Below are 25,243 nucleotides of genomic sequence, written 5' to 3' on the forward strand. Positions count from 1 at the left end.
TTGCTGCGCTCAGCGCACGCGCTCGGTGCGGCGCCGGCAACACCGCTGCGGCTTGGCGCTCGCCGTGGCCATCTCGTGTCAGGTACAAGGACATGAACAACATGCAGACCGGTTCCACGCTACACGACGACCGAACTGGCGTTTCCGCGCTCGGCGGATTGGGTGCGCAGGCGCGCGGCGCATCCGGCAGGCTGGTGCCGGAGATCTGGATGCAGGACGGCGCAAAGCGGGTCGAACAGGCGCTGGCGCGTCTTCTCTGCGCCGAAGACGACGGTGAGACCGAGCTGATGGCGGCGATGCGCTACGCCACCTTGCATGGCGGGAAGCGCACCCGCGCCTTGCTCTGTCTAGCGGCCGGCGCACTGGCCGACACGCCGGCGCACATGCTCGACGACGTCGGCGCCGCCATCGAGATGATGCACGCCTGTACCCTGGTTCACGACGACCTGCCCGCGATGGACGACGACGTGCTTCGCCGCGGCCTTCCGACCGTGCACGTCAAGTTTGGCGAAGCCACTGCGATCCTGGTCGGCGATGCGCTGCAGGCGCACGCCTTCCTGACCCTGGCGAGCCTGGATGCGCCGGGCGACAACCGAATCGCGCTCGTGCGCGAACTGGCGCAGGCCGTGTCCGCCGAGGGTGCCGCAGGCGGGCAGGCCATGGATCTGTCGCTGGTCGGAAAGCACGCCGAGCTGGACAGGATCGTGGCGATGCACCGGAAGAAGAGCGGAGCGCTAGTGCGCGCGTCCGTTCGCATGGGCGCGCTATGCTCCATCGCGGAGGATGCCGCGCACGCTGCGCTGTACTGTGCGCTCGATCGGTACACCGCCTGTTTCGGCCTGGCGTTGCAGGTGGTCGACGACATTCTCGACGCGACAGCGGATACCGCAACGCTGGGCAAGACCCCCGGCAAGGACGCGGCGGCGCAGAAGCCGACCTGCACGTCGATCATGGGGCTGCAGGCAGCGCGCCAGTTCGCGCTGGATTTGTTGCGCGACGCCGGGGAAGCCATCGTCCCGCTGGGGCCGCGTGCGGAACGGTTGGCGCAGATGCTGCAGCGGGCCAACGTGTATCTGTCCGCGCCATGCGCATGAGCACGCCCGTCCACATGGAGTCGCCCCTGGGCCGGTGCGATCGGCCGGCGGCAGCGGTGCATGCTGCACTGTGCCCAAGTCCGCGGCGATGTGCGCGGCGTCTGCCGACCCTGGTTCTCGTCAACCGTCTGCAGAAGGAACATCCCGCGTGAACGCGCTGTCCGAACAGATCCTTTCCGAATTGCGCCACCTGCTGAGCGAGATGAGCGACGGCGGGAGCGTCGGTCCGTCCGTCTACGACACGGCGCGAGCTCTGCAGTTCCACGGCAACGTCACCGGTCGGCAGGACGCATACGCGTGGCTCATCGCGCAGCAACAGGCCGATGGCGGATGGGGAAGTGCGGACTTCCCGCTGTTCCGCCATGCGCCCACGTGGGCGGCGTTGCTGGCATTGCAGCGTGCCGATCCTCTTCCCGGCGCTGCCGACGCAGTCCAGGCTGCAACCCGGTTCCTCGAGCGCCAGCCCGATCCCTACGCGCATGCGGTGCCGGAAGACGCGCCGATCGGCGCGGAGCTGATCCTGCCGCAGTTGTGCGGCGAGGCCGCATCCTTGCTGGGCGGCGTGGCGTTTCCGGGCCACCCGGCGCTGTTGCCGTTGCGGCAAGCGTGCCTGGTCAAGCTGGGGGCGGTGGCGACGTTGCCGAGCGGCCATCCATTGCTGCACTCCTGGGAAGCCTGGGGGACGTCGCCGACCACCGCATGCCCGGATGACGACGGCAGCATCGGCATCAGTCCGGCGGCCACCGCCGCGTGGCGTGCGCACGCCGTGACACAGGGAAGCACGCCGCAGGTCGGGCGCGCCGACGCGTATCTGCAGGCGGCATCGCGGGCGACGCGCAGCGGCATCGAAGGTGTCTTTCCCAACGTCTGGCCGATCAATGTATTCGAGCCATGCTGGTCGCTGTACACCCTGCATCTGGCCGGTCTGTTCGCGCATCCCGCGCTCGCCGAGGCGGTGCAAGTGATCGTCGCGCAGCTCGACGCCCGCCTGGGCGTGCGCGGTCTGGGCCCGGCCTTGCACTTCGCGGCCGATGCGGACGATACCGCCGTTGCGATGTGCGTCCTGCGCCTTGCAGGCCGCGACCCGGCGGTCGATGCGTTGCGCCATTTCGAAATCGGCGAGCTGTTCGTCACCTTCCCCGGCGAGCGCAATGCCTCGGTGTCGACCAACATCCATGCCCTGCATGCGTTGCGACTGTTGGGAAAGCCCGCCGCCGGCACCAGCGCCTACGTCGAGGCCAATCGCAATCCGCATGGTCTATGGGACAACGAAAAATGGCACGTTTCGTGGCTGTATCCCACCGCGCATGCGGTCGCTGCGCTGGCGCAAGGCAAGCCCCAGTGGCGCGACGAGCGCGCGCTGGCGGCGCTGCTGCAGGCGCAGCGCGACGACGGCGGCTGGGGCGCCGGTGGCGCGTCCACATTCGAGGAAACCGCCTATGCGCTGTTCGCGTTGCACGTAATGGACGGGAGCGAAGAGCCGGCAGGGCGCCAACGCATCGCGCAGGCGGTGGCGCGTGCGCTGGAGTGGATGCTCGCCCGCCATGCGGCGCATGCATTGCCGCAGACGCCGCTGTGGATCGGCAAGGAACTGTATTGCCCCACCCGGGTGGTGCGCGTGGCCGAACTCGCCGGGTTGTGGCTGGCGCTTCGTTGGGGGCGGCGCGTCTCGGCCGAGGGAGCAGGAGCGGCGCCATGATCCAGACCGAACGCGCGCTGCAGCAGGTGCTGGAGTGGGGGCGTTCCCTGACCGGGTTTGCCGACGAGCATGCCGTGGAAGCGGTCAGGGGCGGCCAGTACATCCTACAGCGCATCCACCCGAGCCTGCGCGAAACCAGCGCCCGCACCGGCCGCGATCCGCAGGACGAAACGCTGATCGTGGCGTTCTATCGCGAACTGGCGCTGCTGTTCTGGCTCGACGATTGCAACGACCTTGGCCTGATCTCGCCGGAGCAGCTCGCCGCGGTGGAGCAGGCGCTGGGGCAGGGCGGGCCGTGCACGCTCCCCGGATTCGAGGGCTGCGCTGTGCTGCGCGCTTCGCTGGCCGCGCTCGCCTTCGATCGTCGCGACTACGCTCAGCTTCTCGACGATACCCGGTGCTACTGCGCGGCGCTGCGCGCTGGACACGCGCAGGCGGCAGGGGCGGAACGCTGGTCCTACGCCGAGTACCTGCACAACGGCATCGATTCGATCGCCTACACGAACGTGTTCTGTTGCCTGTCGTTGCTGTGGGGGCTGGACATCGCGACCTTGCGCGCGCGTCCGGCGTTTCGTCAGGTCCTGCGGCTCATCTCCGCGATAGGGCGCCTGCAGAACGATCTGCATGGACGCGACAAGGACAGGTCGGCCGGCGAGGCCGACAACGCGGCGATCCTGCTGCTGCAGCGCTATCCGGCTATGCCTGTGGAGGAGTTCCTCAACGACGAGCTGGCCGGCCATACGCGCATGCTGCACCGGATGATGGCGGAAGAACGCTTTCCCGCGCCGTGGGGACCATTGATCGAGGCCATGGCGGCCATCCGCGCGCAGTACTACCAGACCTCGACTAGCCGCTACCGCAGCGACGCTGCGGGGGGAGGCCAGCGTGCGCCGGCCTGAACGCACGGGAGGCGGCGGCCTGCGCGCGCTGCCGTCGGTCCGATCCGACGCAACGCCGCCGCCCGATGCGACGGATGGAGCGAGCATGAGCGACACCGCCCTGAGCCGGCGCAAGGACGACCATCTGGACATCGTGCTGGATCGGCGAACGGCGCCGGCCACGGTCGCCGCCGGCTGGGAGTACATCCGTTTCGAACACTGCGCATTGCCCGAGTTGGACCTGACGCAGATCGACCTGCACGCCTCGCTGCTGGGCAAGACCATGCGCGCGCCGCTGCTGATCAGCTCCATGACCGGCGGCATGCCACGCGCCGAGCCCATCAACCGGCATCTGAGCGAGGCAGCGCAAGCCTTGGGGATCGCCATGTGCGTCGGTTCGCAGCGCGTGAGCCTGCAATCCCGCAACTCCCAGGGGCTGACGCGCGCGCTGCGCCGCCTGGCCCCAGACATTCCCTTGCTGGCCAATATCGGCGCCGCGCAACTGCGCGAGGCCGACGGCCTGGACCTGGCGCGCCGGGCGGTGGATGCGCTGGAGGCCGATGGCCTCATCGTCCATCTCAATCCGCTGCAGGAAGCGGTACAGCCGCAGGGCGACCGCGACTGGCGCGGCGTCCTGGCGCAGATCGCTCGCGCCGCGCGCAGCGTGGGCGTGCCGATCGTGGCCAAGGAAGTGGGGTCGGGCCTGTCCGCCTCGGTGGCCTGTGCGCTCGTCGAGGCGGGCGTGGCGGTGATCGATGTCGCCGGCGCCGGCGGCACCAGTTGGGCCGCGGTCGAGGGCGAGCGCGCCCGCGATGCCGCCGACCGTGCAGTGGCCATGGCGTTCGCCGATTGGGGGATTCCGACCCCGGCCAGCGTGCAGGCGGTACGTCGGGCGCTGCCAAAGGTGAAGCTGATCGCGTCGGGCGGGATCCGCGACGGCGTCGACGTGGCCAAGGCCATCCGCCTGGGCGCGGACATCGCCGGGCAGGCGGCCGGCGTGCTGCGCGCGGCTACGGTATCCACCGAGGCGGTTGTCGCGCATTTCGAGATCGTCATCCGCCAGTTGGCCGTCGCCTGCTTCTGCACCGGCTCGGCTGATCTGGCGGCGTTGCGTCAGGCGCGCTTGTTGCCCTCGGCGCATCTGCCCGCCGGTTGATGCCGGCGTCGCCCGCACGTGGCGGCGGGCGACTAGTCTTACTGAGTCAGAAAGTCGCGGCTGCGGGGGGATTCGCGCTGGTCGCGGATTTGTTAGGGTGCTGCTTCCTGATCAGGGAAGCGCCCCGCCATGCCCGACTGGACAGCCGAGAGTGAAGCCGCGTTCGACGCCTATGTCGATGCTTTGATCGGGGTGATCGGTCACGCCGACCGAGCTGAGCCCCTGAAGGGTCGGAACTAGGTGCCCCGGGAGACCGGCAAGGAGTAGATGGTGCAAATCCATTGCAATGAAGGAGTAGCGATCCACATTGACCCTGCGGCGCGGCGATCAGGATGAGATTCGTATTGCCTCACCGTGGAATGCTCCCGACCGACATTGTCCGTTGCCTCATCATAATGTTCCCCACGACTGGGATCCGGATCAATTACACCGTAAGTGGGAGCTGACGATCCTGAATCTGGTAGACGTAGTCATTATAGCGGGGATGATCAAACAAATGTAGAATGAAAATTCCTTCAATCCACTTTCCGGTTATTGGCGCTAGCTTTTGCTGGAGGCCGTTGAGTTTGGCGATTTTCCGTTGAGTGTTGGCAGCGTTAAACTCCCGTATTGCAAGCAGCTCCCCAGTATATTCGGAGTGCATTTCGCTATGCGGGCCAACCGTATCGTCGAAGTAACAGACAACGCGCGGGAGAAATTTGTCTGGCGAAGCGTACAATAATGTCGAAAAGGCTGCGGTTGTTGACGAATAAAAATCGAGATCAAACGAAATGAAACCGATCGGCCTCTCGACTTCAGCGATGAATGATTTACCTGTCTCCCTGATGTCGCCCAAGATCACTCGCGCCGCGGAAAGCTTCTCCATCAGACGATTGAGGTCCATTTTATAGAATCCCTCTTTCCAGATGTTCGGCATATCTCGATAATCAAGCGGAGCTGGCATGCCGCTACCCAGGTCAAACCCTGATATGGCAACGTCAAGAGCTCTTTCTGGATTATAGGTGGCGGCCAATCGCTCCATCGCAACAAGTCCATTGCCCCCTGCGACCCCGAGCTCTAGCAGTGATAGTCCGCTTTCTGCCAACGCCAGCGCTTGGGAGAATGCGAGAACGATGCCATAGCCATATTGTGGAAAATCGGGATCCCGTGCTGCTCGCATGACCAAGTCACGGAATTCTTCCTCAGTTTGATAAGCTGACATCTTGGTCATATTTGAACTCCGTCGTTTGAGGTGCGCACTTCAAGTGGCGTGGTATCTACCGGTCGATGAAACGCGATCCTGACCCAAGCTCGGAGGTATGTAGACAGCTTGGCGTCACCATTGTCTAAGCTGATCGCCGCTTTCAGACTACTGGACGGCGATGCTCCCAATAGTGTGGTCAGCTGCAAACCAGCCAGCATGATTGCGCGAGCAGCTCCAACTACAGTCACCAACACACAGAAGCAGAAATATTCAACGGAGGAACGATGCTTCTTGTAGAATCGCTTGTGTCCCCAGAACCGTAGCTGCAATCGGACACCGACGCTGCTGCTGCCCACCGCAGGCTTAACTATCACCGGCAGTCCGATCTCCGCGGCAGAACCCTCTACCTCCGCTGCATTGGCCGCCAAGCGATAAGCAGGTATCGGAACGCCTGCGGCCGCGAGAAGTTGACGCTGGGTGTACTTATCGCAGCATTGTTCAATAGCTCCCGGGTTCGGCCCCGGAAGATCGAAATGACGGCAGAGCTTGCCAACTGTCGCATACACAGAGTCCAGAAGGCCCGTAATGCCAGCGATTTCATAGGTCGCTCGGATTTGGGAACATTCGCGGATCAGCGCATCGAGATCGTCTGCATCAACACGGATTGTCTCAGCCTCTTTCGCCCCAAAATGGTCATACCGAGTTGGATCATCTGAAAGGGTAATTGGCTGGAGGCCAAGACGCTGAGCGGCCTGGACGTAGAGCCCATTCTCGTGCCTCCAACTAAGATCAACGCTCTTGCCATTGCTGTGGACCTCTTCTGTGCGTGCCGTGCGGCGGTCTGAAGGATTGGGGGCATCTTTGTAGCCTCGCTGGACCTCAGACCTTGCCCCCGAGGCTACCATCGTCGACGATTTTGCGGCGTTAAGAGTCTGCGAACTTTTAGTTCGAGCTTTGTTGCAACGGCTGCCGTTCAAACTTTTGTGTGCGTCTTTGCAAAGCCGGACAGAGTTGTCACGTTGTTTGAAATGTGCCCGCGTGGGTTTTGTTGCAACGGCTGAATGGGAGTGCAGATAGATCTGACACGAGGCCAATCACGCGGCAAGGATTTGGAACTGCTCGGCCAGGGATGGATTCGGATTGAAGGCGAACCTCGCCTGTTGCTTGAGCTATGGCGGAAACTGGGTGATGACGGTTTGAGGAAGGCGGCGTATCGAGGCGGGTGACAAAGCCTGCCAGAACCTCACGAAGGAGCGATACGCCATGATGCGGCGCGGCGATCAGGATGAGATTCGTATTGCCTCGCCCACGAGTGTTCCCAAAGAACAATGCCGTTGGCTCACTCGGATGTTCTCGATTGCCTCACTGGTTGTTCCGAGATTTAGCCTCTGCCGATCCCGTCTTGCTCGGGGATGATCTCACCGCACGACCTCTACAATTTCCATCCGCGCGGCATCGGCGAATGGCCCGAACACCAACGCATCGGCTTGCGTACTGCGCCAGATTTTCATTCGACGCTGCACGGTCCGAATGAGGCCGTCGGGATACACGCCGGGATATTTGACCTGCAAGCGCTCAAGCAACTCTCGTGACGTTCGCCATGGCTCGGCAGTGACGGCAAGGAGAGGATCGGGTCTGCGCCGGAGCTGATGGAACTGACGGCGCGGCTAGGAAGCATGCTGCCCTACTGGCAGGCGGCGAAGGTGCTGGCCGATTTCCTGCCCACTTGACCTGCCACTGAACATTCATCCAGCGGCGATTAGAGCCTTGGCCGTTTCTGTTACGCCTCTTGGCGCGGGTTGAGCAACCGGCGGAGGCGCGGAGCCTTCGATCAGCACAGCGTCGGAGCCGGTTGCGGTGATGTCCTCGGCGTATGCCGCCGGGGTCTGGTAGCCGAGCGAGGAATGAGGCCTGGCGGTGTTGAAGTCCTCCCGCCATTCGGCGATGGCGCTGCGGGCGTGGTCGAGGCCGAAGAACAGGCTCTCGTTCAAGAGCTCGTCGCGCATGCGACCGTTGAAGGATTCGACATAGCCGTTCTGCATCGGCTTGCCCGGCGCGATGTAGTGCCATTCGATCCCGTGATCCTTCGACCATGCGAGGATGGCGTTCGACGTGAACTCCGTGCCGTGGTCGGAGACGATCATGCCTGGCTTGCCGCGCTGGGCGATCAGTTCCGTCAGTTCACGGGCAACCCGACGGCCGGAGATCGAGGTGTCCGGAATCGCGGCCAGACATTCGCGTGTCACGTCGTCGACGATGTTGAGCACACGGAACCGCCGGCCACAGGCGAACTGGTCATGGACGAAATCCAGCGACCAGCGCGCATTCGGCTTTGCCTCGACCAGGATCGGCGCCCGCGTGCCGACTGCTCGCCGTCTTGCCCGGCGCTTGCGCACTGTCAGACCTTCCTCGCGATAGAGACGGTAGATACGGTTGACCCCAGATGCCTCGCCCTCGCGCCTGAGCAGGATGAACAGCCGCCGGTAGCCGAAGCGTCGGCGCTCGTTCGCGAGGTCACGCAGCCGACCACGCAGCTCCGTCTCTGGCGGTCGGCGAGACTGGTAGCGGATCATCTTGCGATCGGCGCAGACGAAGGAACAGGCCCGACGCTCCGATAGACCCATGACGGCCTGCAGATGCGCGACGGCTTCGCGCTTGGCGGCGGGCCCTACCATTTTTTTGACAGAAGCTCGCGCAATGCCGAGGCTTCGAGCATCTGGTCGGCGAGCAGCTTCTTCAGCTTGGCGTTCTCGTCTTCCAGAGCCTTCAGCCGCTTGGCGTCAGAGACGTCCATCCCGCCATACTTGGCCTTCCAGTTATACAGCGTCGCCTCCGAGACCCCGTGCTTGCGGGCAAGATCGCCCGCCTTCGCACCCGCCTCATGCTCGCGCAGAACCGCGATGATCTGCTCTTCCGTAAACCGCTTTCTCTTCATCAGTCCGTCCTTCAATCAAGGCCCGGACTCTAATCTCAGATGGAGGAAATTCTCAGTGGCAGGTCAGACTGAACCGACTGAGACGCATGCGACCGTGCGCAAGCGTACCATCAGGATCGGCAAGCGGCTCGACGATCAGGTCATACAGGAAACTTGGCGCGCGAGGTCCCAAACGGATGACCGATGCCAGCTTGAGATGCAGCTTCCCGGAGATCGGCGCAAAGAGTTCGTCATCAGCATCGATACGGCGCACGTTCGTAGCGCTGATCAACATTCGGCGCGAAATTTCGAACTCGTCGTGGCCAGATGCGGCAGCGGGGGACGGGCGAAAGGGGCGGTCGCTATTTCGTCACCGGCAGCACCGACCAGCAGGCAATCCGCGATCGTGCTCTTCACTGTCTCCAGGAAGTCGGATATCGCGGCTTTGGGGATGTGACGGTGATCTCGGACGAGGCCGAAATTCTAAAGCGGCTGCCCCGCGCCATGCCCAACCGACGACCCACATCATCGACTGGTTTCTTATTGCCATGAAGATCCAGCCATGCAGCAGGTCGCCGATCACATCGTGCGATCCCGATCCGGCCCCTTTGAAGCGCTTCCAACCGTCCACAGGGACATCAGAGCCGTGAAGTGGCGTCTGTGGCATGGGCGGGTCGGTCGTGCGATCCGCGACCTGCAGCAACTTCTAGTAAGACTTAAGGAAGGCGAGTTCTCGATCGCACGACTTCACAGCCTCGGAGCGCAGCTCCTGACCTATGTCCGTTCGAACCGCGGCGCGATCGTCAACTATGGAAAGCGCTACCGGGCTGGGCTTCGCGTCGCCACCACTCTCGCCGAGTCGGCGGTGAACTCAGTCGTCGGTAACGTATGGTCAAGAAGCAGCAGATGCGCTGGTCGCTTCTCGGTGCGCATATGCTCGTGCAGGTCCGGGCGGCGGAGATCAATGGCGAACTTCGCAACCGGCTGCGGGCGCGTTTCCCACAGCCAGAACTGAACGGATCTCCAATAGCCTACGGGCTTACCGCTATCTCCGCCGCCAGGGCATCGATATTCCCGCCGAGTTGCTCTCCCAGGTCGCACCGCTTCCTTGGGCTCATATCGCACTCACCGGAGACTATCTCTGGAACGAAATTGACCGACCCCTCGAACGCTTCAGGCCGATCCGCGCTAACCGCTTCAATGCAAACAATTTGGAATTCCCTTAGCGGGTATTATTGTAGAAATGCCCACGGAGCCCCGGTGACAGGCGGCCCGCGAACGCGGGCGAAAGGGTGGACGCCGTCCGAAACTAACGCCCGATCAGCGCTTCGAAATCATCGGCATGTTAAATGAATTCAGTCCGGCAACTGAAATCGCTCGGCTCTTTCGCGTTTATAGGGCCACCGTCGGGCGCATCGGCGCCGAGGCCAAAATAGCCGTACGCTGAATGTTCTTTCAGTTGGCCGTTTTCGCTGCGACGTACGCACCGGGCTCATTCGGTAGAATCCCGGTGGGCGGTGGGCGTAGCAGCTGTTCTTGGAGGAACGCCATTCGCTGTGCCGCCCTTGGGTTGGTGATATGGCGGAATTACCCGCCCGTGGCCCCGGATGGATGGCCGTGGATCGATGGTATGCCAGCGTGGCGTGCAAGACTCCGCGCAGTGTCCACGAGGACACGCGTGAGCAAGCACGTCAGCTCGCCGGAACAGAAGCGTTCGCGCCATCCCGCAAGTATCGCAAGAGGGTCGAGATCCTGTTCGCCCACCTCAACACAACGATGCGGTTCGAACGAATGCGGTGACTGAGGATCGCAATCCGACGCTTTGTGTCGCCATTGTCGGGTCCGCTACAGGGCTTGTTCCGACGATCCTTTCTTTGGCCTCAACCTAAATCTCTGAAAAGCAATCATAAAATTATTCTTCGGTTCCATCAGCCAAATTGGCACGAGTCTTGAGATCCTTGGGTGCGAGGCGGCGACAGCTGCCCGACCGGCATTCATGTCGCGGCAGCCGCGATGAATGGAACGAAGGAAGGAAAGCTACATGTCAGGTTTGCGTCAGATCGCCTTTTACGGCAAGGGCGGCATCGGCAAGTCCACCACCTCCCAAAATACGCTCGCCGCCCTTGTCGACCTCGGGCAGAGAATCCTCATCGTCGGCTGCGACCCCAAAGCCGACTCCACCCGCCTGATCCTGAACGCGAAGGCGCAGGATACGGTCCTGCACCTCGCGGCTCAGGAAGGTTCGGTGGAAGACCTGGAACTCGCGGACGTGCTCAAGGTCGGCTACAAAGGCATCAAATGCGTGGAGTCGGGCGGCCCTGAGCCGGGTGTCGGCTGCGCCGGCCGCGGCGTGATCACCTCGATCAACTTCCTCGAGGAGAACGGTGCCTACGACGATGTCGACTATGTCTCCTACGACGTGCTCGGGGATGTGGTGTGCGGCGGTTTCGCGATGCCGATCCGCGAGAACAAGGCCCAGGAAATCTATATCGTCATGTCCGGCGAGATGATGGCGCTCTATGCCGCCAACAACATCGCCAAAGGCATCCTGAAATACGCCCATTCGGGCGGCGTGCGGCTCGGCGGCCTGATCTGCAACGAGCGCCAAACCGATCGCGAGCTCGACCTCGCCGAAGCGCTGGCTTCCAGGCTCAATTCCAAGCTCATCCACTTCGTGCCGCGCGATAACATCGTCCAGCACGCCGAACTCAGGAAGATGTCTGTCATTCAATATGCGCCGGACTCCAAGCAGGCCGGGGAATACCGGGCGCTGGCCGAGAAGATCCATGCCAATTCGGGCCAGGGCACCATCCCCACCCCTATCACCATGGAGGAGCTCGAGGACATGCTGCTCGACTTCGGCATCATGAAGACTGACGAGCAGATGCTTGCCGAGCTTCAGGTCAAGGAAGCGGCCAAGGCGGCCGCACAGTAACGACCGCTGCCGAACGAGGCGCGGCCTTGACCTGGCGCGCCTTTCAAAGAACGGCGCCTCGTTGGTGAGGCGTCACCCTGAACCTTGAAAGGGGTCCCATGAGCCTGGAATACGAGAATGACGGCGCCCTCCATGCGAAGCTTATCGAGGAGGTGCTGTCGCAATATCCTGACAAGGCGGCGAAGCGCCGCAAAAAGCACCTCAGCGTCGCAAAGAGCGGCGACGAGGCTGGCGAGGAAAGCGAGGTCCTTTCCGAATGCGAGGTCAAATCGAACATCAAGTCCATCCCCGGGGTGATGACGATTCGCGGCTGCGCCTATGCCGGCTCGAAAGGTGTGGTGTGGGGTCCAGTCAAGGATATGGTCCACATCTCGCACGGCCCGGTCGGCTGCGGGCAATATTCCTGGTCTCAACGCCGCAACTACTACGTCGGAACAACGGGCATCGACACGTTCGTCACGATGCAGTTCACGTCCGATTTCCAGGAGAAGGACATTGTTTTCGGCGGCGACAAGAAGCTGGAACGGATCATCGACGAGATCGAGGAACTGTTTCCGCTGAACAAGGGCATGACCGTGCAATCCGAATGTCCGATCGGCCTGATTGGCGACGACACCGAAGCGGTGTCCCGCAACAAGGCCAAGGAGCACGAAAAGACGATCGTGCCGGTGCGCTGCGAGGGCTTCCGCGGCGTCTCGCAATCACTCGGCCACCACATCGCCAACGACGCGATCCGCGACTGGGTGTTCGAGAAGAAGGACGTCGAGTTCGAGGCCAGCCCGTACGATGTTAATGTGATCGGCGACTACAATATCGGCGGCGACGCCTGGGCTTCGCGCATCCTGCTCGAGGAGATGGGCCTGCGCGTGGTCGGCAACTGGTCGGGCGACGCTACGCTGGCTGAAATAGAGCGAGCGCCAAAGGCCAAGCTCAATCTCATCCATTGCTACAGGTCGATGAACTACATCTGCCGGCATATGGAGGAAAAGTATGGCATCGACTGGATGGAGTATAATTTCTTCGGCCCCTCCCAGACCGAAGCCTCTCTGCGCAAGATAGCCAAGCATTTCGGACCAGAAATCGAGGCCAAGGCCGAGGCGGTCATCGCCAAATACCGGCCGTTGGTCGATGCCGTCATCGCCAAGTACCGGCCGCGCCTGGAAGGCAGGACGGTGATGCTCTATGTCGGCGGGCTGCGCCCTCGTCACGTCATCACGGCATATGAGGATCTGGGCATGGTGATCGTCGGCACTGGCTATGAATTTGGCCATAACGACGACTATCAGCGCACCGGCCATTACGTGAAGAAGGGCACGCTGATCTATGACGACGTGACTGGTTACGAGCTGGAGAAGTTCATCGAGGGGATCCGTCCTGATCTCGTTGGCTCCGGCATCAAAGAAAAGTACCCGGTCCAGAAGATGGGCATACCGTTCCGTCAAATGCATTCCTGGGATTATTCCGGCCCGTATCACGGCTACGACGGCTTCGCCATCTTCGCCCGCGACATGGATCTGGCCATCAACAACCCGGTCTGGACCCTCTACGACGCCCCCTGGAAGAAAAAAGCCGAGCCGTCGGCGGCGATCGCAGCCGAATGAAAAAGCCTGGCCTCCCGGAAGCCGGGAGGCCGTTGAACGCCTTGTGGCCCTTTGTCCACGGGAGACCTGAAACGTTTCGACGTCCCTGTGCCGCCGTATGGCGGGCCAGATAGAAAGAGGTAACCACCCATGCCGCAGTCGGCTGAAAAAGTTCTCGACCACGCTCCCCTGTTCCGCGAGCCGGAATACAGGCAGATGCTCGCCGAGAAGAGGCTGAATTTCGAATGTCCTCACCCGGACCAGGTCGTTACCGACCAAGGCGAATTCACCAAGACGTGGGAATACCGCGAAAAGAACCTTGCTCGCGAAGCGCTTGTCGTGAACCCCGCCAAGGCCTGCCAGCCGCTCGGCGCGGTGTTCGCGGCCGCGGGCTTCGAGCGAACCATGTCCTTCGTCCACGGCAGCCAGGGCTGCGTGGCCTATTACCGCTCGCACCTGTCGCGCCATTTCAAGGAGCCCGCGTCGGCAGTTTCCTCCTCGATGACCGAGGACGCGGCAGTGTTCGGTGGCCTGAAGAACATGGTCGACGGGCTCGCCAACACGTACCAACTCTACGACCCGAAGATGATCGCCGTCTCGACCACTTGTATGGCGGAGGTCATTGGCGACGACCTGCACAGCTTCATCGAGAACGCCAAGGACGAAGGCTCGGTCCCGCGTGACTTCGACGTGCCTTTCGCCCACACGCCGGCCTTCGTCGGTAGTCATGTCGACGGCTATGACGTAACGGTCAAGGGCATTTTGGAGCATTTCTGGAAAGGCGAGGAGCGAACGGAAGCCGAGGGAACCATCAACGTCATTCCGGGTTTCGACGGCTTCTGCGTCGGCAACAACCGGGAACTCAAGCGCCTGCTCGATCTGACAGGCGTGTCCTATACCTTCATCCAAGACGCCTCTGACCAGTTCGACACGCCGTCGGACGGCGAATACCGCATGTACGACGGCGGCACGAAGATCGAAGACGTGAGGAAGGCACTCAACGCCGAGGCGACACTTTCGCTACAGCATTACAACACCCGAAAAACACTGGAGTATTGCGAGGGGGTGGGGCAGGCGACTGCCTCGTTCCATTACCCGCTCGGCGTCCAGGCCACCGACGACTTCCTGATGGAGGTCTCCGCGATTTCCGGCAAGCAAATCCCCGAGGCAATCAGCCTGGAGCGCGGCCGACTTGTTGACGCCATGGCGGACAGCCAATCCTGGCTGCACGGGAAGAAATACGCCATCTACGGTGATCCGGACTTTGTCTACGCCATGGCCCGCTTCATCATGGAGACGGGCGGCGAGCCGACCCATTGCCTCGCCACCAACGGCACCTCGGCATGGGAAGCGGAGTTGAAGGAACTGCTTGCATCATCGCCCTTCGGCAAGGATGCTCAAGTCTGGGCGGGCAAGGACCTCTGGGCGATGCGCTCGCTGCTCTTCACCGAGCCGGTGGACCTGCTGATCGGCAACTCCTATGGCAAGTATCTGGAGCGCGACACCGGCACGCCGCTGATCCGGCTGACGTTTCCGATCTTCGACCGCCACCATCACCATCGGTTTGCGCTTATGGGCTACCAAGGCGGGTTGCGCGTCCTGACGACGATCCTCGACAAGATCTTCGACAAGCTCGATCGCGAGACAAGCGAGACGGGCGTGACTGACTATTCGTATGACCTCACCCGCTAAGCGTGACGGTCGGCTTTGGCCGGTCGTCTTCCCGAGGGACTTTGGAGACCGACGCAATGTCCTTGCTCAGAGCCAAAACCCAGGATGTCTTCAACGAGCCTGCCTGCGAGAAGAACCGCGGCAAGGATGCCAAGGCACGCAAGGAAGGCTGTTCGAAGCCACTGACCCCCGGGGCGGCGGCCGGCGGCTGTGCCTTCGATGGCGCCAAGATCGTGCTGCAGCCGATCACCGACGTTGCGCATTTGATCCATGGGCCACTCGCCTGCGAGGGCAATTCCTGGGACAACCGCGGTGCGGCTTCGTCCGGGCCAACGCTGTGGCGCACAAGCTTCACGACCGACCTCACCGAACTCGATGTTGTGATGGGGCAGGGCGAGCGGAAGCTCTTCAAAGCGATCCGCGAGATCAAGGAAGCGTATGGGCCGCCGGCTATCTTCGTCTATCCGACCTGCGTGACGGCGCTGATCGGCGACGACATCGAGGCCGTCTGCAAGCGCGCGGCGGAAAAGTTCGGCCTACCGGTGGTGCCGGTCAATGCGCCGGGCTTCGTCGGCTCCAAGAATCTCGGCAACAAGCTTGCCGGCGAGGCGTTGCTCGAGCATGTCATCGGCACGGTGGAGCCCGACGATGCCGGCCCTTACGACATCAACATTCTTGGCGAATTCAACCTCTCGGGAGAATTTTGGCTGGTGAAGCCGCTGCTGGATCGGCTCGGGATCCGGGTGCGCGCCTGCATTCCGGGCGACGCGCGTTACCTCGACATTGCCTGCGCGCACCGCGCCCGGGCGGCTATGGTGGTGTGCTCGACCGCGCTCATCAATCTCGCCCGCAAGATGGAGCAGCGCTGGGACATCCCGTTCTTCGAGGGCTCCTTCTACGGCATCACCGACACCTCGGAAGCGCTCCGACAGATCTCTCAGCTGCTCGTGAAGAAGGGTGCCGATCCGGAGATCCTCGGCCGCACCGAGGCATTGATTGCAGAGGAGGAGGCGATCGCTTGGAAGAAGCTCGCGGCCTACCGGCCGAGGCTCGAGGGCAAGCGCGTGCTGCTCAACACCGGCGGTGTGAAGTCCTGGTCGGTCGTCCATGCGCTGATGGAGATCGGCATCGAGATCGTCGGCACCTCTGTCAAGAAGTCGACCGTCGAAGACAAGGAGCGCATCAAGCAGATACTCAAGGACGACAACCACATGTTGGAGCAGATGGCAGCCCGCGAGCTTTACGCCATGCTCTCAGAATGCAAGGCCGACATCATGCTGTCGGGCGGGCGCACGCAGTTCATCGCGCTGAAGGCCAAGACTCCCTGGCTCGATATCAACCAGGAGCGCCAACACCCTTACGCCGGCTATGACGGCATGGTGGAACTCGTACGCCAGATCGACCTTGCCATTCATAACCCGATCTGGCGCCAGGTGCGGGAGCCGGCACCATGGGATTGCCAGCCTGCGGTGAGGGAGGAACTGCCGAGCACGAAAAGCGAGACCGCGACCTTGCATGCTGTCCAGGAATTCGCCGGCACGACGGCCGACGATTTCGGCGAGTGTTGAGGAAAGCTGATGGTCCGCATCCTTCCCCAGACCAAAGCGGCGGCGGTCAATCCGCTGAAGTCATCGCAGCCGCTGGGTGCCGCGTTGGCCTTTCTTGGCGTCGACGGCGCGATGCCGTTGTTCCACGGCAGCCAGGGGTGCACCAGCTTCGCGCTCGTGCTGTTCGTGCGCCATTTCAAGGAAGCCATCCCCCTGCAGACAACGGCGATGGACGAGGTGGCGACGATCCTCGGCGGGGCAGACCATCTGGAAGAGGCGATCCTCAACCTCAAGGCCCGCACAAAGCCAACGCTTATCGGGGTCTGCACGACGGCGCTGGTGGAAACCCGGGGCGAAGACTGCGCAGGAGATATCGCCAATATCAGGCTGAAGTGCATGGAAGAACTCGCGGGTACGGAGGTGGTGCTAGCCAACACACCGGATTTCGACGGCGCGATCGAAGAGGGCTGGGCCAAGGCTGTCACCGCCATGATTGAAAGGATTACGCGTCCCGGCGAGCGGGCGCGGCAGTCGAAGAAGATCGTGATCCTGCCTGGCTGGAACCTCACTGTGGCTGATATCGAGCATTTGCGTGAGATGGTTGAAAGCTTTGGAGTCAAGCCGGTGATTCTGCCGGACGTCTCCGGCTCGCTCGACGGTACGGTGCCCGACCGCTGGGTCACGACCACCTATGGCGGCACCAGTGTCGAGGATATCCGTGAGCTTGGCACGGCCGAGCAATGCATCGTCATCGGTGAGCATATGCGCCGCCCGGCCGAGCTGCTGCAGAGGTTGACCGGCGTGCCTTACGTGCTGTTCCGGTCGCTGACTGGATTGAAGGACGCCGACCGGTTCGTCTCGCTCATGTCCGCGGTTTCGGGCGCGGCGGCGCCGGCTGGGGTGCGCTGTCGCCGGGCGCAGTTGCAGGACGCGTTGCTCGACGGACATTTCCATTTTGGAGGCAAGAAAATTGCGATCGCTGCTGAACCAGACCAACTCTACCAACTCGCGAGCTTCTTCGTCGGAATGGGCTCCGAAATCGCGGCGGCGGTCACCACGACCGACATGTCGAAAATTTTGGAGGAAGTACCGGCGCAGTCGGTTCAAATCGGCGATCTCGGCGATTTGGAAGCTCTTGGCCCCGGCGCTGATCTTCTCGTCACCCATTCCCACGGCCGCCAGGCGGCGCAGCGCCTCGGCATTCCGCTCATGCGGGTCGGCTTCCCTGTCTTCGACCGGCTCGGCAGCCAGCACAAGCTCACAATCCTCTATCAGGGGACCCGCGACCTGATCTTCGAGGTCGCCAACATTTTTGAAGCCAACCGGCACGCGCCGACGCCCGAGGCGCTTGATCCACTCCGTAAGCGAGAAATCCCAGATGAGCTCCGTTCGTCGCCTCTCGCTCGTCACTGACGAGGTTCACGCACCGACGCCGGAACGCCAAGCCGGGGCATTGCGGGTGGCGATCGCCACGCAGGACATGAAGAACCTCAACGCCCATTTCGGATCGGCCAGGCGTTTTGCTGTCTACGATGTGATGCGCGAGGAGTGGAATCTCGTGGAAGCCGTGGCCTTCGATGACGTTTCCGACGAGAGCGGGAAGCATCGAACTGAGGGCGACGACCGCATCACCCCGAAGGTGGACGCGCTGAAGGGCTGTCATCTTCTGTTTTGTCTGGCGATCGGGGGGCCTTCGGCAGCCAAGGTTGTTTCGGCAAAAATTCATCCGATCAAAGTGCCGCAGCCCCAAACCATCCAAGAGGTGCTGTTGCGCACGCAGATGATGCTCAGGACGTGTCCTCCCCCTTGGCTGCGCAAGGTGCTGGCGCAGGCAGGTGTCGCCGTACAGAAACCGTCCTTCGAGGACGAGGACTGAAATGAGGAGTAGGCGAAATGTCTGACGCCGTGGTTAGCACTGCTGTCGCCGAAGACGAGGCGGCCCTTGCCACCCCGTTCGTCAAATGCCTCGTGCGCCTGGTCCGGGCTCATGATTCCCACGGGTCTTGGGAAGGCAAATCGGACGCCGAGCTGCTGGGCGACTTCATCATCACCAGGGAACAGCGCCGTGCCATCCCGATCATCGGCGATCCCGATCCGGACGTGCTGTGGAGGCTCGAGATGTTTTACGCCGCCGTCGGGCTAGCGATCGAGGAGCGCTCCGGCCTGATGGCGTCGCCGATGATGGAGATGAGCCATGAGGGCTTTGGGCGCGTACTTCTCACGGCCGGGCGGTTGGTCGTTCTGTCGAAGACCCTGCGCGACGTCCACCGGTTCGGCTTCGAGACGTTCTGGAAACTCGCCGCGGCCGGTACCAAACTGGCCGGCGATGCGACCGCAGCCATTGAGGCTCATCCCGAGGTGGCGCGGGCGTGATGGAACCGATTTTCGATCAAGGGGATCATGTCAGGCCTTGAGGACATGCGATGGCCAGCCCTCTCAATCGAGGCGGTCGAGGCCGATGTGGTTCTTGGGGTAGCGCTGATGAAGCCACTGGTCCTGATCTGTTCGCAGGATCCGGAGTTCTATCTGGTCCACAGCCACATTCTGGAGGTGGATGGCTTCACGATTCAACTGGCCGGCGGCGTGGAGGAGGCGCTTGCATTGGCCAGTGAACGGGAGCCGAAGGCCGTGGTGCTGGACTGCCAGCCAACAATCGCGACAGGCTCCACAATCTGCGCCCGGCTCAAGGGGGAGCCCCGGACCGGCGGCCTGCCCGTAATTGCGCTGATCGCGCCCGGCGCCGAGAACCAGCACCTCGATCTCTTGAAGGCTGGTATTGACGAGAGCTTTGTGCGGCCCTTCGCGCCGGCCAAGCTGCTTGACTGTCTACGGATGAAGCTGGCGCTGCCAAAGCCGGGTTCGAACGGGATTGAAAACGGCGGCTGGATCTCCTGTGGCGACCTTGAGATAAGGCTCGATGCCCACCGCGTTCGGGGTAATGGCCACGAAGTCCACCTTGGGCCGATCGAGTTCAACCTGCTGCGGCTTTTGCTTGAGACTCCCGGCAAGGTCTTCACCAGAGACGAGCTGATCAGCGCGGCCTGGCCGCCCAATATCCATGTCGGTGTACGCACCGTGGATGTCCATATCAGCCGGCTCAGAAGGGCTCTGAAGGCGGCCTCCCCCTCCAGCGTCATTCGTACCGTCAGGTCGGCCGGCTACTCGCTCGAGTGGCCGGACGGCTGAATAGATGACCGATGTGGTGCCACTCCGCATTTCCGCCGTGCTGAGGGCAAGTCTTGCGGCTTCGAAACGCGCCGGCAGGTACGACATATTCAGAAAGAAGCAGTCAAATGGCTTTCAGAAGCGTACTCATTGTGACGGGAGCTGACCACTCCGATCAGGATATAAGAATAGCAGCCGGCCTGTGTGCCGAGGTCGGCGCGTATCTTTCCGTACTGATTATGTCGCCTCCGCGGCTCGTTATGTCGCCTCCGCTGCTGGGCGATGGCATCCCCGCATGGCCTACGCAACGCGCACAGGCCATTCCCAGACTGGAAAAACGATATAGGCAAATCGAGAGATTTTCACACGACATGGTCAGACTGGAAACGACATTCAGGGAAATTCACAAACTGCTGAGAGCCACGTGGCGGTGCTATGATGTCGATATCGCCAACTGCGATCAGGCCAGCGTCGGTGACGCGGTGCGACAGCGGGCGCTCTGCAACGACCTGACAATCGTCGGCCCCGCACTTCTCAACGACATTAATCTCGGACCCCTTGTTATCAACGGCAGCCTGTTCGATACCGGAAAGCCGGTGCTTGTCGTGCCGGAGGGCGCTGAGGCGACTCTATCGCCACGGCGCGTGCTGGTCGGCTGGGATTCGCGAGTCGAGGCGTCCCGTTCGGTTCGGGAAGCGCTGGATCTGCTAGCCGGTGCTGAGGAAGTTCGTGTCGCATTAGTCGATCCGGAGGCGACCTGCACCGGAAACGGTACCGAGCCGGGAGCCGACATCGCCGCCTATCTCACTCGGCACGGTGCTTGGGTGTCGATTGACCGGCTGGCGAGCGCCGGCAAACCAGTGGCCACGGTGCTCGCGCAGCACGCAATCGACACGTCTGCCGACATGATAGTCATGGGGGCTTATGGCAACCGCAGGCTACGTGAGCGACTCTTCGGCGGTGTGACGAGATGGATAGTTGGGAAGCCGTCATTGCCGTTGTTTTTGGCTCGCTGACGGTTCCAAGCAAGCACCGACGCTGTTCGAAGCTCTACCCCCCCTTGGGTCACCTATCCTGATGCCAAGTCGGAGGAAGATCGCGCAAAGCGCAAATTTCGCGAGGCTCGAATCTGCAAGCGCCGTCGCCGAGACATCCCGGACGTCTCTAACGCGCGCTCGGGGGTTCTCCTCGCCCGAGATGATCCGTAACGCGGAGCCCAAAGGCCGCGCAGAGGTACAGGCGCTCCTCAATGCACTCAAAACCACCGCTTCAGGTCGGCGTCAGGTCGAGAAAGAGAGTCGCTTCAGCGCGGCAGGCCGCGTTCGGACCGTAGCCGCATCGTATTGGCGTTATCACGATTTCCCTCACCACTGGCCGGGAGCTGACCACCGCAACGACGGTGCAGTGGCCAAGGCACCGACCTTCGAGTCGGGACGGTCGGGCTCTTGCCGGCGTCGGCGCGAACGATGGCATGAATCGCCTTGTCATCTCTGGGATGGTAGCCCGGGTTAGTGGCGGACAGCCGCCTCTCCAGCGTTTCCCGTTGGTCCGGCCCAGCCTGCGTGGCGACCGAGCGGTCTTTGGGTTTGCAATTCCGCCAACGCTCACGTCGCACCGCGAGGTCCCGTTGCACCTGAGCACCGGGAACACAGAAGATAAACACAAAGCAGGGATCCCGCAGAGTTCACCGGCCGGCACTCATCCTGGCCTTTTCGCCATGATCATCATCGTCGTTCTGAGGAGCGGTATTGGCGAGCTACAGCTGGACCGGCTTCGGTCGTGAAGAACTCCCATGACGCCAGCCCAGGAATTCAATCGCAAGGCGGGCGAGGGGGCACAGGCTGCGCTCGGATGGAGCGGCCCCTTACAATCGCAAATGGCGAGATAGCTACCGCCTCCGGACCGGAACGGCAAGACGCTCAAGCCGGTGGCGTGAAGCGGACGATGGTGACGGGGCCTGACGATAGCCAACGCTGTCATGATGGCCATCGGCCTCGTCCCTCGGCCCGAATGCATATTGAGTCGTCCGGGCCACGCTTTTCTGCCGACGCGAAGCGCGTGATGCTTGTCGAAAACCTGACAGCGGCAGAAAACATGTCGGCTTCAATACAACCGGCCATCATGGCATTTGAAGGTTTTTCTAGCGATTGATGCGCTTACTGCCCGCCGAGCGCGCTGGCACGGCCTTTGCGGATTGTGATGCGGCAACACTGCGTGAAAGCTGACTGCACACAGACGCGCGAGACGAGCGATGCTCTCCTTTTCCTGCCCGTGTGCCCCCTCTCTAAAGAGGGAAACAAGCTTGCCCGTAAAGTCGCGCAACCTGTGGCAACAGCTTTGGATAGCAGCATGGTATTGCAGATGAAGTCACCGGCTCCTTCGATCAAAGTGGACACCTGGCTGCGTGGCAAGCCCCTGACGAATTTCGAACCCGGCAAAGTGTATATCGTCGAATTTTGGGCAACTTGGTGCGAACTATGTGTGGCGGAGATGCTCCAGCTGATGCGGCTCCAGGAAAAATACAGGGACAGCGGACTTGAGGTCGTCGGAGTCGCGGCTAATGAAGACGCTCCAACGGCCGTTGAGGCTCGCACCAAGTTGGACGCGTGGTTGACCGAAAAGTGCTCGCATCTGAGCTATCGGATCGCGTTCGACCACACAGGTGAAATGAACAAGCTTTGGATGAAACCCAGCTTTTCCGCCGGGATTCCGACTTCGTACGTGGTCGACCGAGACGGCCACATCGCCTTTATCGGTCATCCCAGCCAACTCGATGAGGTTTTGCCGAAGGTGCTCAACGGCAGCTGGCGCATCAGCGATAAAGCTAAAGCCGCCGATACGGAGCGGATCGCCACAAGCGAACCCTTGGCGCGCGAACAAGCGTTGAAGCAGCCGATCGATGACAGATTCTGGGCGGCCGTGAAGTTAGAAGATTGGAAGACGGCGCTCTGGGCGATCGAAGAGGGCATCGCCTTGATGCCCGACGACATCAATTTCCGCCTGGCTCATGCGCACCTGTTGCTTCACAAAATACAAGATATGTGGACCGGCCTGCCCGTTATGCGCGAATTCGTGCGCGACGCGATCGACAAGAACTCCCAGGATTGGATGGTTTCGGCGCTAGACCAGCTTTTCCATCCGGCCAATGACCATTCGCGCCTTCCCCCCGCTGAGCGCTTTGCGATGGGCAAGGAGCTGTCCGAACACATTCTGGCACTGAATCCCCCGCAAGGCGACAGCCCTAAGTTCCGGTCTTATCCCGCGGTCGCCCGGTACTATTACGAGAACGGCAACACCGATCGTGCGATCGAGTTGGTCGAACTGGCACTGCAGTCGCTGGACGGTCCGGAGCCTGTCCCGGACGAATTGAAAGAGCAGCATCTGCCGGATTTGCTGCTGGCCCTCGCCAACTACAGGGGTGGGAAGGTTTGTTACGGCGCTCTCTGTGCGGCTCCGCAAAACAATTTCCCAAAGGTGCCAAAGCGCGGTCGGCCGAGGAGAAAACATAGAAAGGGATGATTGGTCGAAATGGCTTACTGGCCAATTCGTCCATTTCCTTGGCGTGGCCGCAGCAAGGAGGGTCCATGCAGCACTTGGTCGATCGTTTGCAGCAGGATCGAGGCGCGAATCTTCATGACCTCCGGCCGCATTGCGGCGGAAGTGATGTTCCACGCGAATCAGCGTGGAGGACTTCGCAGTCGAGGAGGTGTTCAAGGTCGGCCACGGGGACATCAATTGCGTGGAATCGGCCGGCCCGAGCCGGGCGTCGGCTGCGCAAGTGTGCCCGAAGTAGGCGTCTCCGAAAACAGACATCGTGCTTCGAGGAAGAGGACTGAAGTGAGGAGAAGGCGAAATGTCTGATGCCGCGGTCAGCCATCCGGTCAACGAGGACGAGGCGGCCCATGCCATGCCTTTTGTCAGATGCCTCGTGCGGCTGATCCGTGCTCAAGACTCCTGCGGCTCATGGGAAAGGCAAATCGGACTCCACGCGGCTGGCCGACTTCATCGTCACCAGAAAACAGCGCCGTGCGATCCCTGTCATCGAAGATCCCGATGCGGACGTGCTGTGGAGGCTCGACATGTTTTACACCGCCGTGGGGCTTGCGATCGAGGAGCGCTCCGGCCTGATGACATCGCAAACGATGCAGATGAAACCATGGGGGCTTCGGACGATTGCTTTTCACGGCCGGGCGGTTGGTCGCTCTGTCGAGACATCCACCGGTTCGGCTTCGAGACGTTCAGAAAGCTCGCGGAGGCCGGTTCGAAACTGGTCGACGATGCGACTGCAGTCATCGAAGCCTATCCCGACGTGGCACGGGCGTGAAGAAACGAGTTCGAGGAAGGATTTATGTCAAAGCTAGATGAGATGGGGAGAAAGTCCGAAAGCTTCAGCTGCGCGCAGCAGTTGCCAAGATGAAATTGCGTGACCTTGCTGAGAATCTCCCGGGAAAATGGACGGAGATAGAGGAAGTTGCCAAGGAAACGTCGGTCGTTTTTGCCGAGTTGGATGGTGCCAAGAGAGAGCTCGCTGCAATGAAGAAGTTACGATGACGAGCACATTCACCACCCGCGACGGCTCCGGATGGGTGCCGGAATATCTCACCGCTATAGACGGCACGACCTGCATCGGCTGCGGCCGCTGTTTCAAAGTCTGCTCGCGCGAGGTCATGCATCTTTACGGCGTCGATGACGCGGGTGAAATCCTCGGCGCCTGCGACGGCGAAGACGACGATTTCGACGGCGAGCTCAATCGCATGATCATGGTCGTCGACCATGCCGGCCGCTGCATTGGCTGCGGAGCCTGCGCCCGCATCTGCCCGAAGAACTGCCAGACCCATGTTGCGGCCGACCAGGTCGCAGCATGATCTGAGGAGACAAAACCAGGAGAACGGCTTTGCCCTTTAGAATGTTTTGCCGCGTCCTGGAGCTGGTGCTGTGCAGCACCGCACTGACTGTCTACTTCGCTTCTCATTCCATCGGCACAGTAGTCGTCACGACGCTGGCTTGTTCGCTGCTCCTTCAGCTGGCGTATTTCGGTAGCGTGCTCTTTCTGATCTGGCGGTCTGGCTATGTTAGCCGAGCTGGCCAAAGGGCTGAGCATTTTGGCAGTTGCAAGGACCTTGGATCCCAGCCGCCAGACCATGATGAGGTGACGAGTGAATCTGCAGATTTGCTCCAAAATCAAATGCTAGCTATATCGCTGCTGCTCCCTTGAGGCGCGGCCGTGACAAGATCAGAGCTCGGATTCCCGCCACTTTCGATGAACCACGGACCTTGGGCTGATCGTTGAAGAATAGGTGTGCTTGACATGGGCAGAGGTGACCGCATTCCGGGACGTCTAATGGCGCGAGATGCAGCTATTTAGGTTCCGTAGGCATGAGAGCCGTCGCAGCACGCCGGCATGCGGGCTGCTTCGTCGCC

General features: G+C 61.7%; 19 protein-coding genes and 4 pseudogenes. 18 read left to right on the forward strand and 5 right to left on the reverse strand.

The features are described 5' to 3' along the window. Positions 1–101: 101 nt before the first annotated feature. The 4 genes from NKH80_RS21945 (at position 102) to fni (ending at position 4,827) form a co-directional block, all read left to right on the forward strand. Positions 102–1,094: a polyprenyl synthetase family protein gene (locus tag NKH80_RS21945; RefSeq protein ID WP_352993486.1), complete on the forward strand. Its 993-nt coding sequence runs from the start codon at positions 102–104 to the stop codon at positions 1,092–1,094. 148 nt (positions 1,095–1,242) lie between these two features. After that, positions 1,243–2,793 carry a hypothetical protein gene (locus NKH80_RS21950; RefSeq protein WP_352993429.1) on the forward strand — a complete coding sequence of 517 codons (1,551 nt, stop codon included), beginning with the start codon at positions 1,243–1,245 and terminating at the stop codon, positions 2,791–2,793. Continuing rightward, positions 2,790–3,692, forward strand: a complete 903-nt coding sequence (locus NKH80_RS21955; protein ID WP_352993431.1) for a terpene synthase family protein — start codon at positions 2,790–2,792, stop codon at positions 3,690–3,692. Before NKH80_RS21950 ends, NKH80_RS21955 begins: the two co-directional genes overlap by 4 nt. 85 nt (positions 3,693–3,777) lie before the next feature. Next, positions 3,778–4,827, forward strand: a complete 1,050-nt coding sequence (gene fni / locus NKH80_RS21960; protein WP_352993433.1) for a type 2 isopentenyl-diphosphate Delta-isomerase — start codon at positions 3,778–3,780, stop codon at positions 4,825–4,827. 424 nt (positions 4,828–5,251) lie between these two features. On the opposite strand, the gene NKH80_RS21965 is transcribed toward fni, so the two are convergent. The 5 genes and pseudogenes from NKH80_RS21965 to NKH80_RS21985 form a co-directional block, all read right to left on the reverse strand. Then, positions 5,252–6,037: a hypothetical protein gene (locus NKH80_RS21965; protein WP_352993435.1), complete on the reverse strand. Its 786-nt coding sequence runs from the start codon at positions 6,035–6,037 to the stop codon at positions 5,252–5,254. A 299-nt stretch (positions 6,038–6,336) separates the two neighbouring features. Beyond that, positions 6,337–6,815 (reverse strand): annotated as a pseudogene (locus NKH80_RS21970) (ATP-grasp domain-containing protein); the annotation flags it as partial. 613 nt (positions 6,816–7,428) lie between these two features. Beyond that, a pseudogene (locus NKH80_RS21975) lies at positions 7,429–7,653 on the reverse strand (transposase); the annotation flags it as partial. Positions 7,654–7,755: 102 nt separating this feature from the next. Next, positions 7,756–8,945 (reverse strand): IS3 family transposase gene (locus NKH80_RS21980; protein WP_352993437.1). Its coding sequence is split into 2 segments (ribosomal slippage): positions 7,756–8,693 and positions 8,693–8,945, totalling 1,191 coding nucleotides; the frame shifts between segments, so codons are not numbered across the junction. 52 nt (positions 8,946–8,997) lie between these two features. Continuing rightward, positions 8,998–9,219, reverse strand: coding sequence for a hypothetical protein (locus NKH80_RS21985; RefSeq protein ID WP_352993439.1), 222 nt, complete (start codon positions 9,217–9,219; stop codon positions 8,998–9,000). 1,746 nt (positions 9,220–10,965) lie between these two features. On the opposite strand from NKH80_RS21985, the gene nifH reads away from it, so the two are divergent. The 14 genes and pseudogenes from nifH to NKH80_RS22060 all read left to right on the forward strand — a co-directional run bounded on the left by nifH (position 10,966) and on the right by NKH80_RS22060 (position 25,037). Next, positions 10,966–11,859, forward strand: coding sequence for a nitrogenase iron protein (gene nifH / locus NKH80_RS21990; RefSeq protein ID WP_352952588.1), 894 nt, complete (start codon positions 10,966–10,968; stop codon positions 11,857–11,859). Positions 11,860–11,957: 98 nt separating this feature from the next. Continuing rightward, positions 11,958–13,460, forward strand: coding sequence for a nitrogenase molybdenum-iron protein alpha chain (gene nifD / locus NKH80_RS21995; protein WP_352993442.1), 1,503 nt, complete (start codon positions 11,958–11,960; stop codon positions 13,458–13,460). Between the two features lie 129 nt (positions 13,461–13,589). Next, positions 13,590–15,131, forward strand: a complete 1,542-nt coding sequence (gene nifK / locus NKH80_RS22000) for a nitrogenase molybdenum-iron protein subunit beta (RefSeq protein WP_352993444.1) — start codon at positions 13,590–13,592, stop codon at positions 15,129–15,131. A gap of 56 nt (positions 15,132–15,187) precedes the next feature. Then, on the forward strand, positions 15,188–16,678 hold the full coding sequence (gene nifE / locus NKH80_RS22005; protein WP_352993446.1) for a nitrogenase iron-molybdenum cofactor biosynthesis protein NifE: 1,491 nt from the start codon (positions 15,188–15,190) through the stop codon (positions 16,676–16,678). Positions 16,679–16,687: 9 nt separating this feature from the next. After that, positions 16,688–18,070: a nitrogenase iron-molybdenum cofactor biosynthesis protein NifN gene (gene nifN, locus NKH80_RS22010; protein ID WP_352993448.1), complete on the forward strand. Its 1,383-nt coding sequence runs from the start codon at positions 16,688–16,690 to the stop codon at positions 18,068–18,070. After that, positions 18,036–18,533: a nitrogen fixation protein NifX gene (nifX, locus tag NKH80_RS22015; RefSeq protein ID WP_352993450.1), complete on the forward strand. Its 498-nt coding sequence runs from the start codon at positions 18,036–18,038 to the stop codon at positions 18,531–18,533. Before nifN ends, nifX begins: the two co-directional genes overlap by 35 nt. A 17-nt stretch (positions 18,534–18,550) precedes the next feature. Further along, positions 18,551–19,030: a NifX-associated nitrogen fixation protein gene (locus tag NKH80_RS22020; protein ID WP_352993452.1), complete on the forward strand. Its 480-nt coding sequence runs from the start codon at positions 18,551–18,553 to the stop codon at positions 19,028–19,030. A gap of 27 nt (positions 19,031–19,057) precedes the next feature. Continuing rightward, a complete protein-coding gene (locus tag NKH80_RS22025) occupies positions 19,058–19,843 on the forward strand; it encodes a response regulator transcription factor (protein ID WP_352791826.1) in 786 nt (261 codons plus the stop codon). Positions 19,844–19,950: 107 nt separating this feature from the next. Continuing rightward, on the forward strand, positions 19,951–20,838 hold the full coding sequence (locus NKH80_RS22030; protein WP_352993454.1) for a universal stress protein: 888 nt from the start codon (positions 19,951–19,953) through the stop codon (positions 20,836–20,838). A 1,333-nt stretch (positions 20,839–22,171) separates the two neighbouring features. After that, complete coding sequence (locus NKH80_RS22035) at positions 22,172–23,341, forward strand: TlpA disulfide reductase family protein (protein WP_352993456.1); 1,170 nt, start codon at positions 22,172–22,174, stop codon at positions 23,339–23,341. A gap of 334 nt (positions 23,342–23,675) precedes the next feature. Next, positions 23,676–24,146 (forward strand): annotated as a pseudogene (locus NKH80_RS22045) (NifX-associated nitrogen fixation protein). Between the two features lie 24 nt (positions 24,147–24,170). Beyond that, a pseudogene (locus tag NKH80_RS22050) lies at positions 24,171–24,373 on the forward strand (CCE_0567 family metalloprotein). Next, positions 24,370–24,687, forward strand: a complete 318-nt coding sequence (fdxB, locus tag NKH80_RS22055) for a ferredoxin III, nif-specific (protein ID WP_352993458.1) — start codon at positions 24,370–24,372, stop codon at positions 24,685–24,687. Before NKH80_RS22050 ends, fdxB begins: the two are co-directional and overlap by 4 nt. A gap of 41 nt (positions 24,688–24,728) precedes the next feature. Continuing rightward, positions 24,729–25,037 (forward strand): exopolysaccharide production repressor protein, encoded by a 309-nt coding sequence (locus tag NKH80_RS22060; RefSeq protein ID WP_352993488.1) that lies wholly within the window; start codon positions 24,729–24,731, stop codon positions 25,035–25,037. The last annotated feature ends 206 nt before the right edge of the window (positions 25,038–25,243 follow it).

The sequence above is a fragment of the Mesorhizobium sp. M0904 genome (assembly GCF_040319475.1).
Lineage (GTDB): Bacteria > Pseudomonadota > Alphaproteobacteria > Rhizobiales > Rhizobiaceae > Mesorhizobium.

What these genes read in the sequence shown, in the direction of transcription:
- NKH80_RS21945 (WP_352993486.1), top strand. Translation starts at nt 102, where the DNA reads ATGCAGACCGGTTCCACGCTACACGACGACCGAACTGGCGTTTCCGCG.
- NKH80_RS21955 (WP_352993431.1), top strand. Translation starts at nt 2,790, where the DNA reads ATGATCCAGACCGAACGCGCGCTGCAGCAGGTGCTGGAGTGGGGGCGT.
- fni (WP_352993433.1), top strand. Translation starts at nt 3,778, where the DNA reads ATGAGCGACACCGCCCTGAGCCGGCGCAAGGACGACCATCTGGACATC.
- NKH80_RS21965 (WP_352993435.1), bottom strand. Translation starts at nt 6,037, where the DNA reads ATGACCAAGATGTCAGCTTATCAAACTGAGGAAGAATTCCGTGACTTG.
- NKH80_RS21985 (WP_352993439.1), bottom strand. Translation starts at nt 9,219, where the DNA reads ATGTTGATCAGCGCTACGAACGTGCGCCGTATCGATGCTGATGACGAA.
- nifH (WP_352952588.1), top strand. Translation starts at nt 10,966, where the DNA reads ATGTCAGGTTTGCGTCAGATCGCCTTTTACGGCAAGGGCGGCATCGGC.
- nifD (WP_352993442.1), top strand. Translation starts at nt 11,958, where the DNA reads ATGAGCCTGGAATACGAGAATGACGGCGCCCTCCATGCGAAGCTTATC.
- nifK (WP_352993444.1), top strand. Translation starts at nt 13,590, where the DNA reads ATGCCGCAGTCGGCTGAAAAAGTTCTCGACCACGCTCCCCTGTTCCGC.
- nifE (WP_352993446.1), top strand. Translation starts at nt 15,188, where the DNA reads ATGTCCTTGCTCAGAGCCAAAACCCAGGATGTCTTCAACGAGCCTGCC.
- nifN (WP_352993448.1), top strand. Translation starts at nt 16,688, where the DNA reads ATGGTCCGCATCCTTCCCCAGACCAAAGCGGCGGCGGTCAATCCGCTG.
- nifX (WP_352993450.1), top strand. Translation starts at nt 18,036, where the DNA reads ATGAGCTCCGTTCGTCGCCTCTCGCTCGTCACTGACGAGGTTCACGCA.
- NKH80_RS22020 (WP_352993452.1), top strand. Translation starts at nt 18,551, where the DNA reads ATGTCTGACGCCGTGGTTAGCACTGCTGTCGCCGAAGACGAGGCGGCC.
- NKH80_RS22025 (WP_352791826.1), top strand. Translation starts at nt 19,058, where the DNA reads ATGTCAGGCCTTGAGGACATGCGATGGCCAGCCCTCTCAATCGAGGCG.
- NKH80_RS22030 (WP_352993454.1), top strand. Translation starts at nt 19,951, where the DNA reads ATGGCTTTCAGAAGCGTACTCATTGTGACGGGAGCTGACCACTCCGAT.
- NKH80_RS22035 (WP_352993456.1), top strand. Translation starts at nt 22,172, where the DNA reads ATGGTATTGCAGATGAAGTCACCGGCTCCTTCGATCAAAGTGGACACC.
- fdxB (WP_352993458.1), top strand. Translation starts at nt 24,370, where the DNA reads ATGACGAGCACATTCACCACCCGCGACGGCTCCGGATGGGTGCCGGAA.
- NKH80_RS22060 (WP_352993488.1), top strand. Translation starts at nt 24,729, where the DNA reads ATGTTTTGCCGCGTCCTGGAGCTGGTGCTGTGCAGCACCGCACTGACT.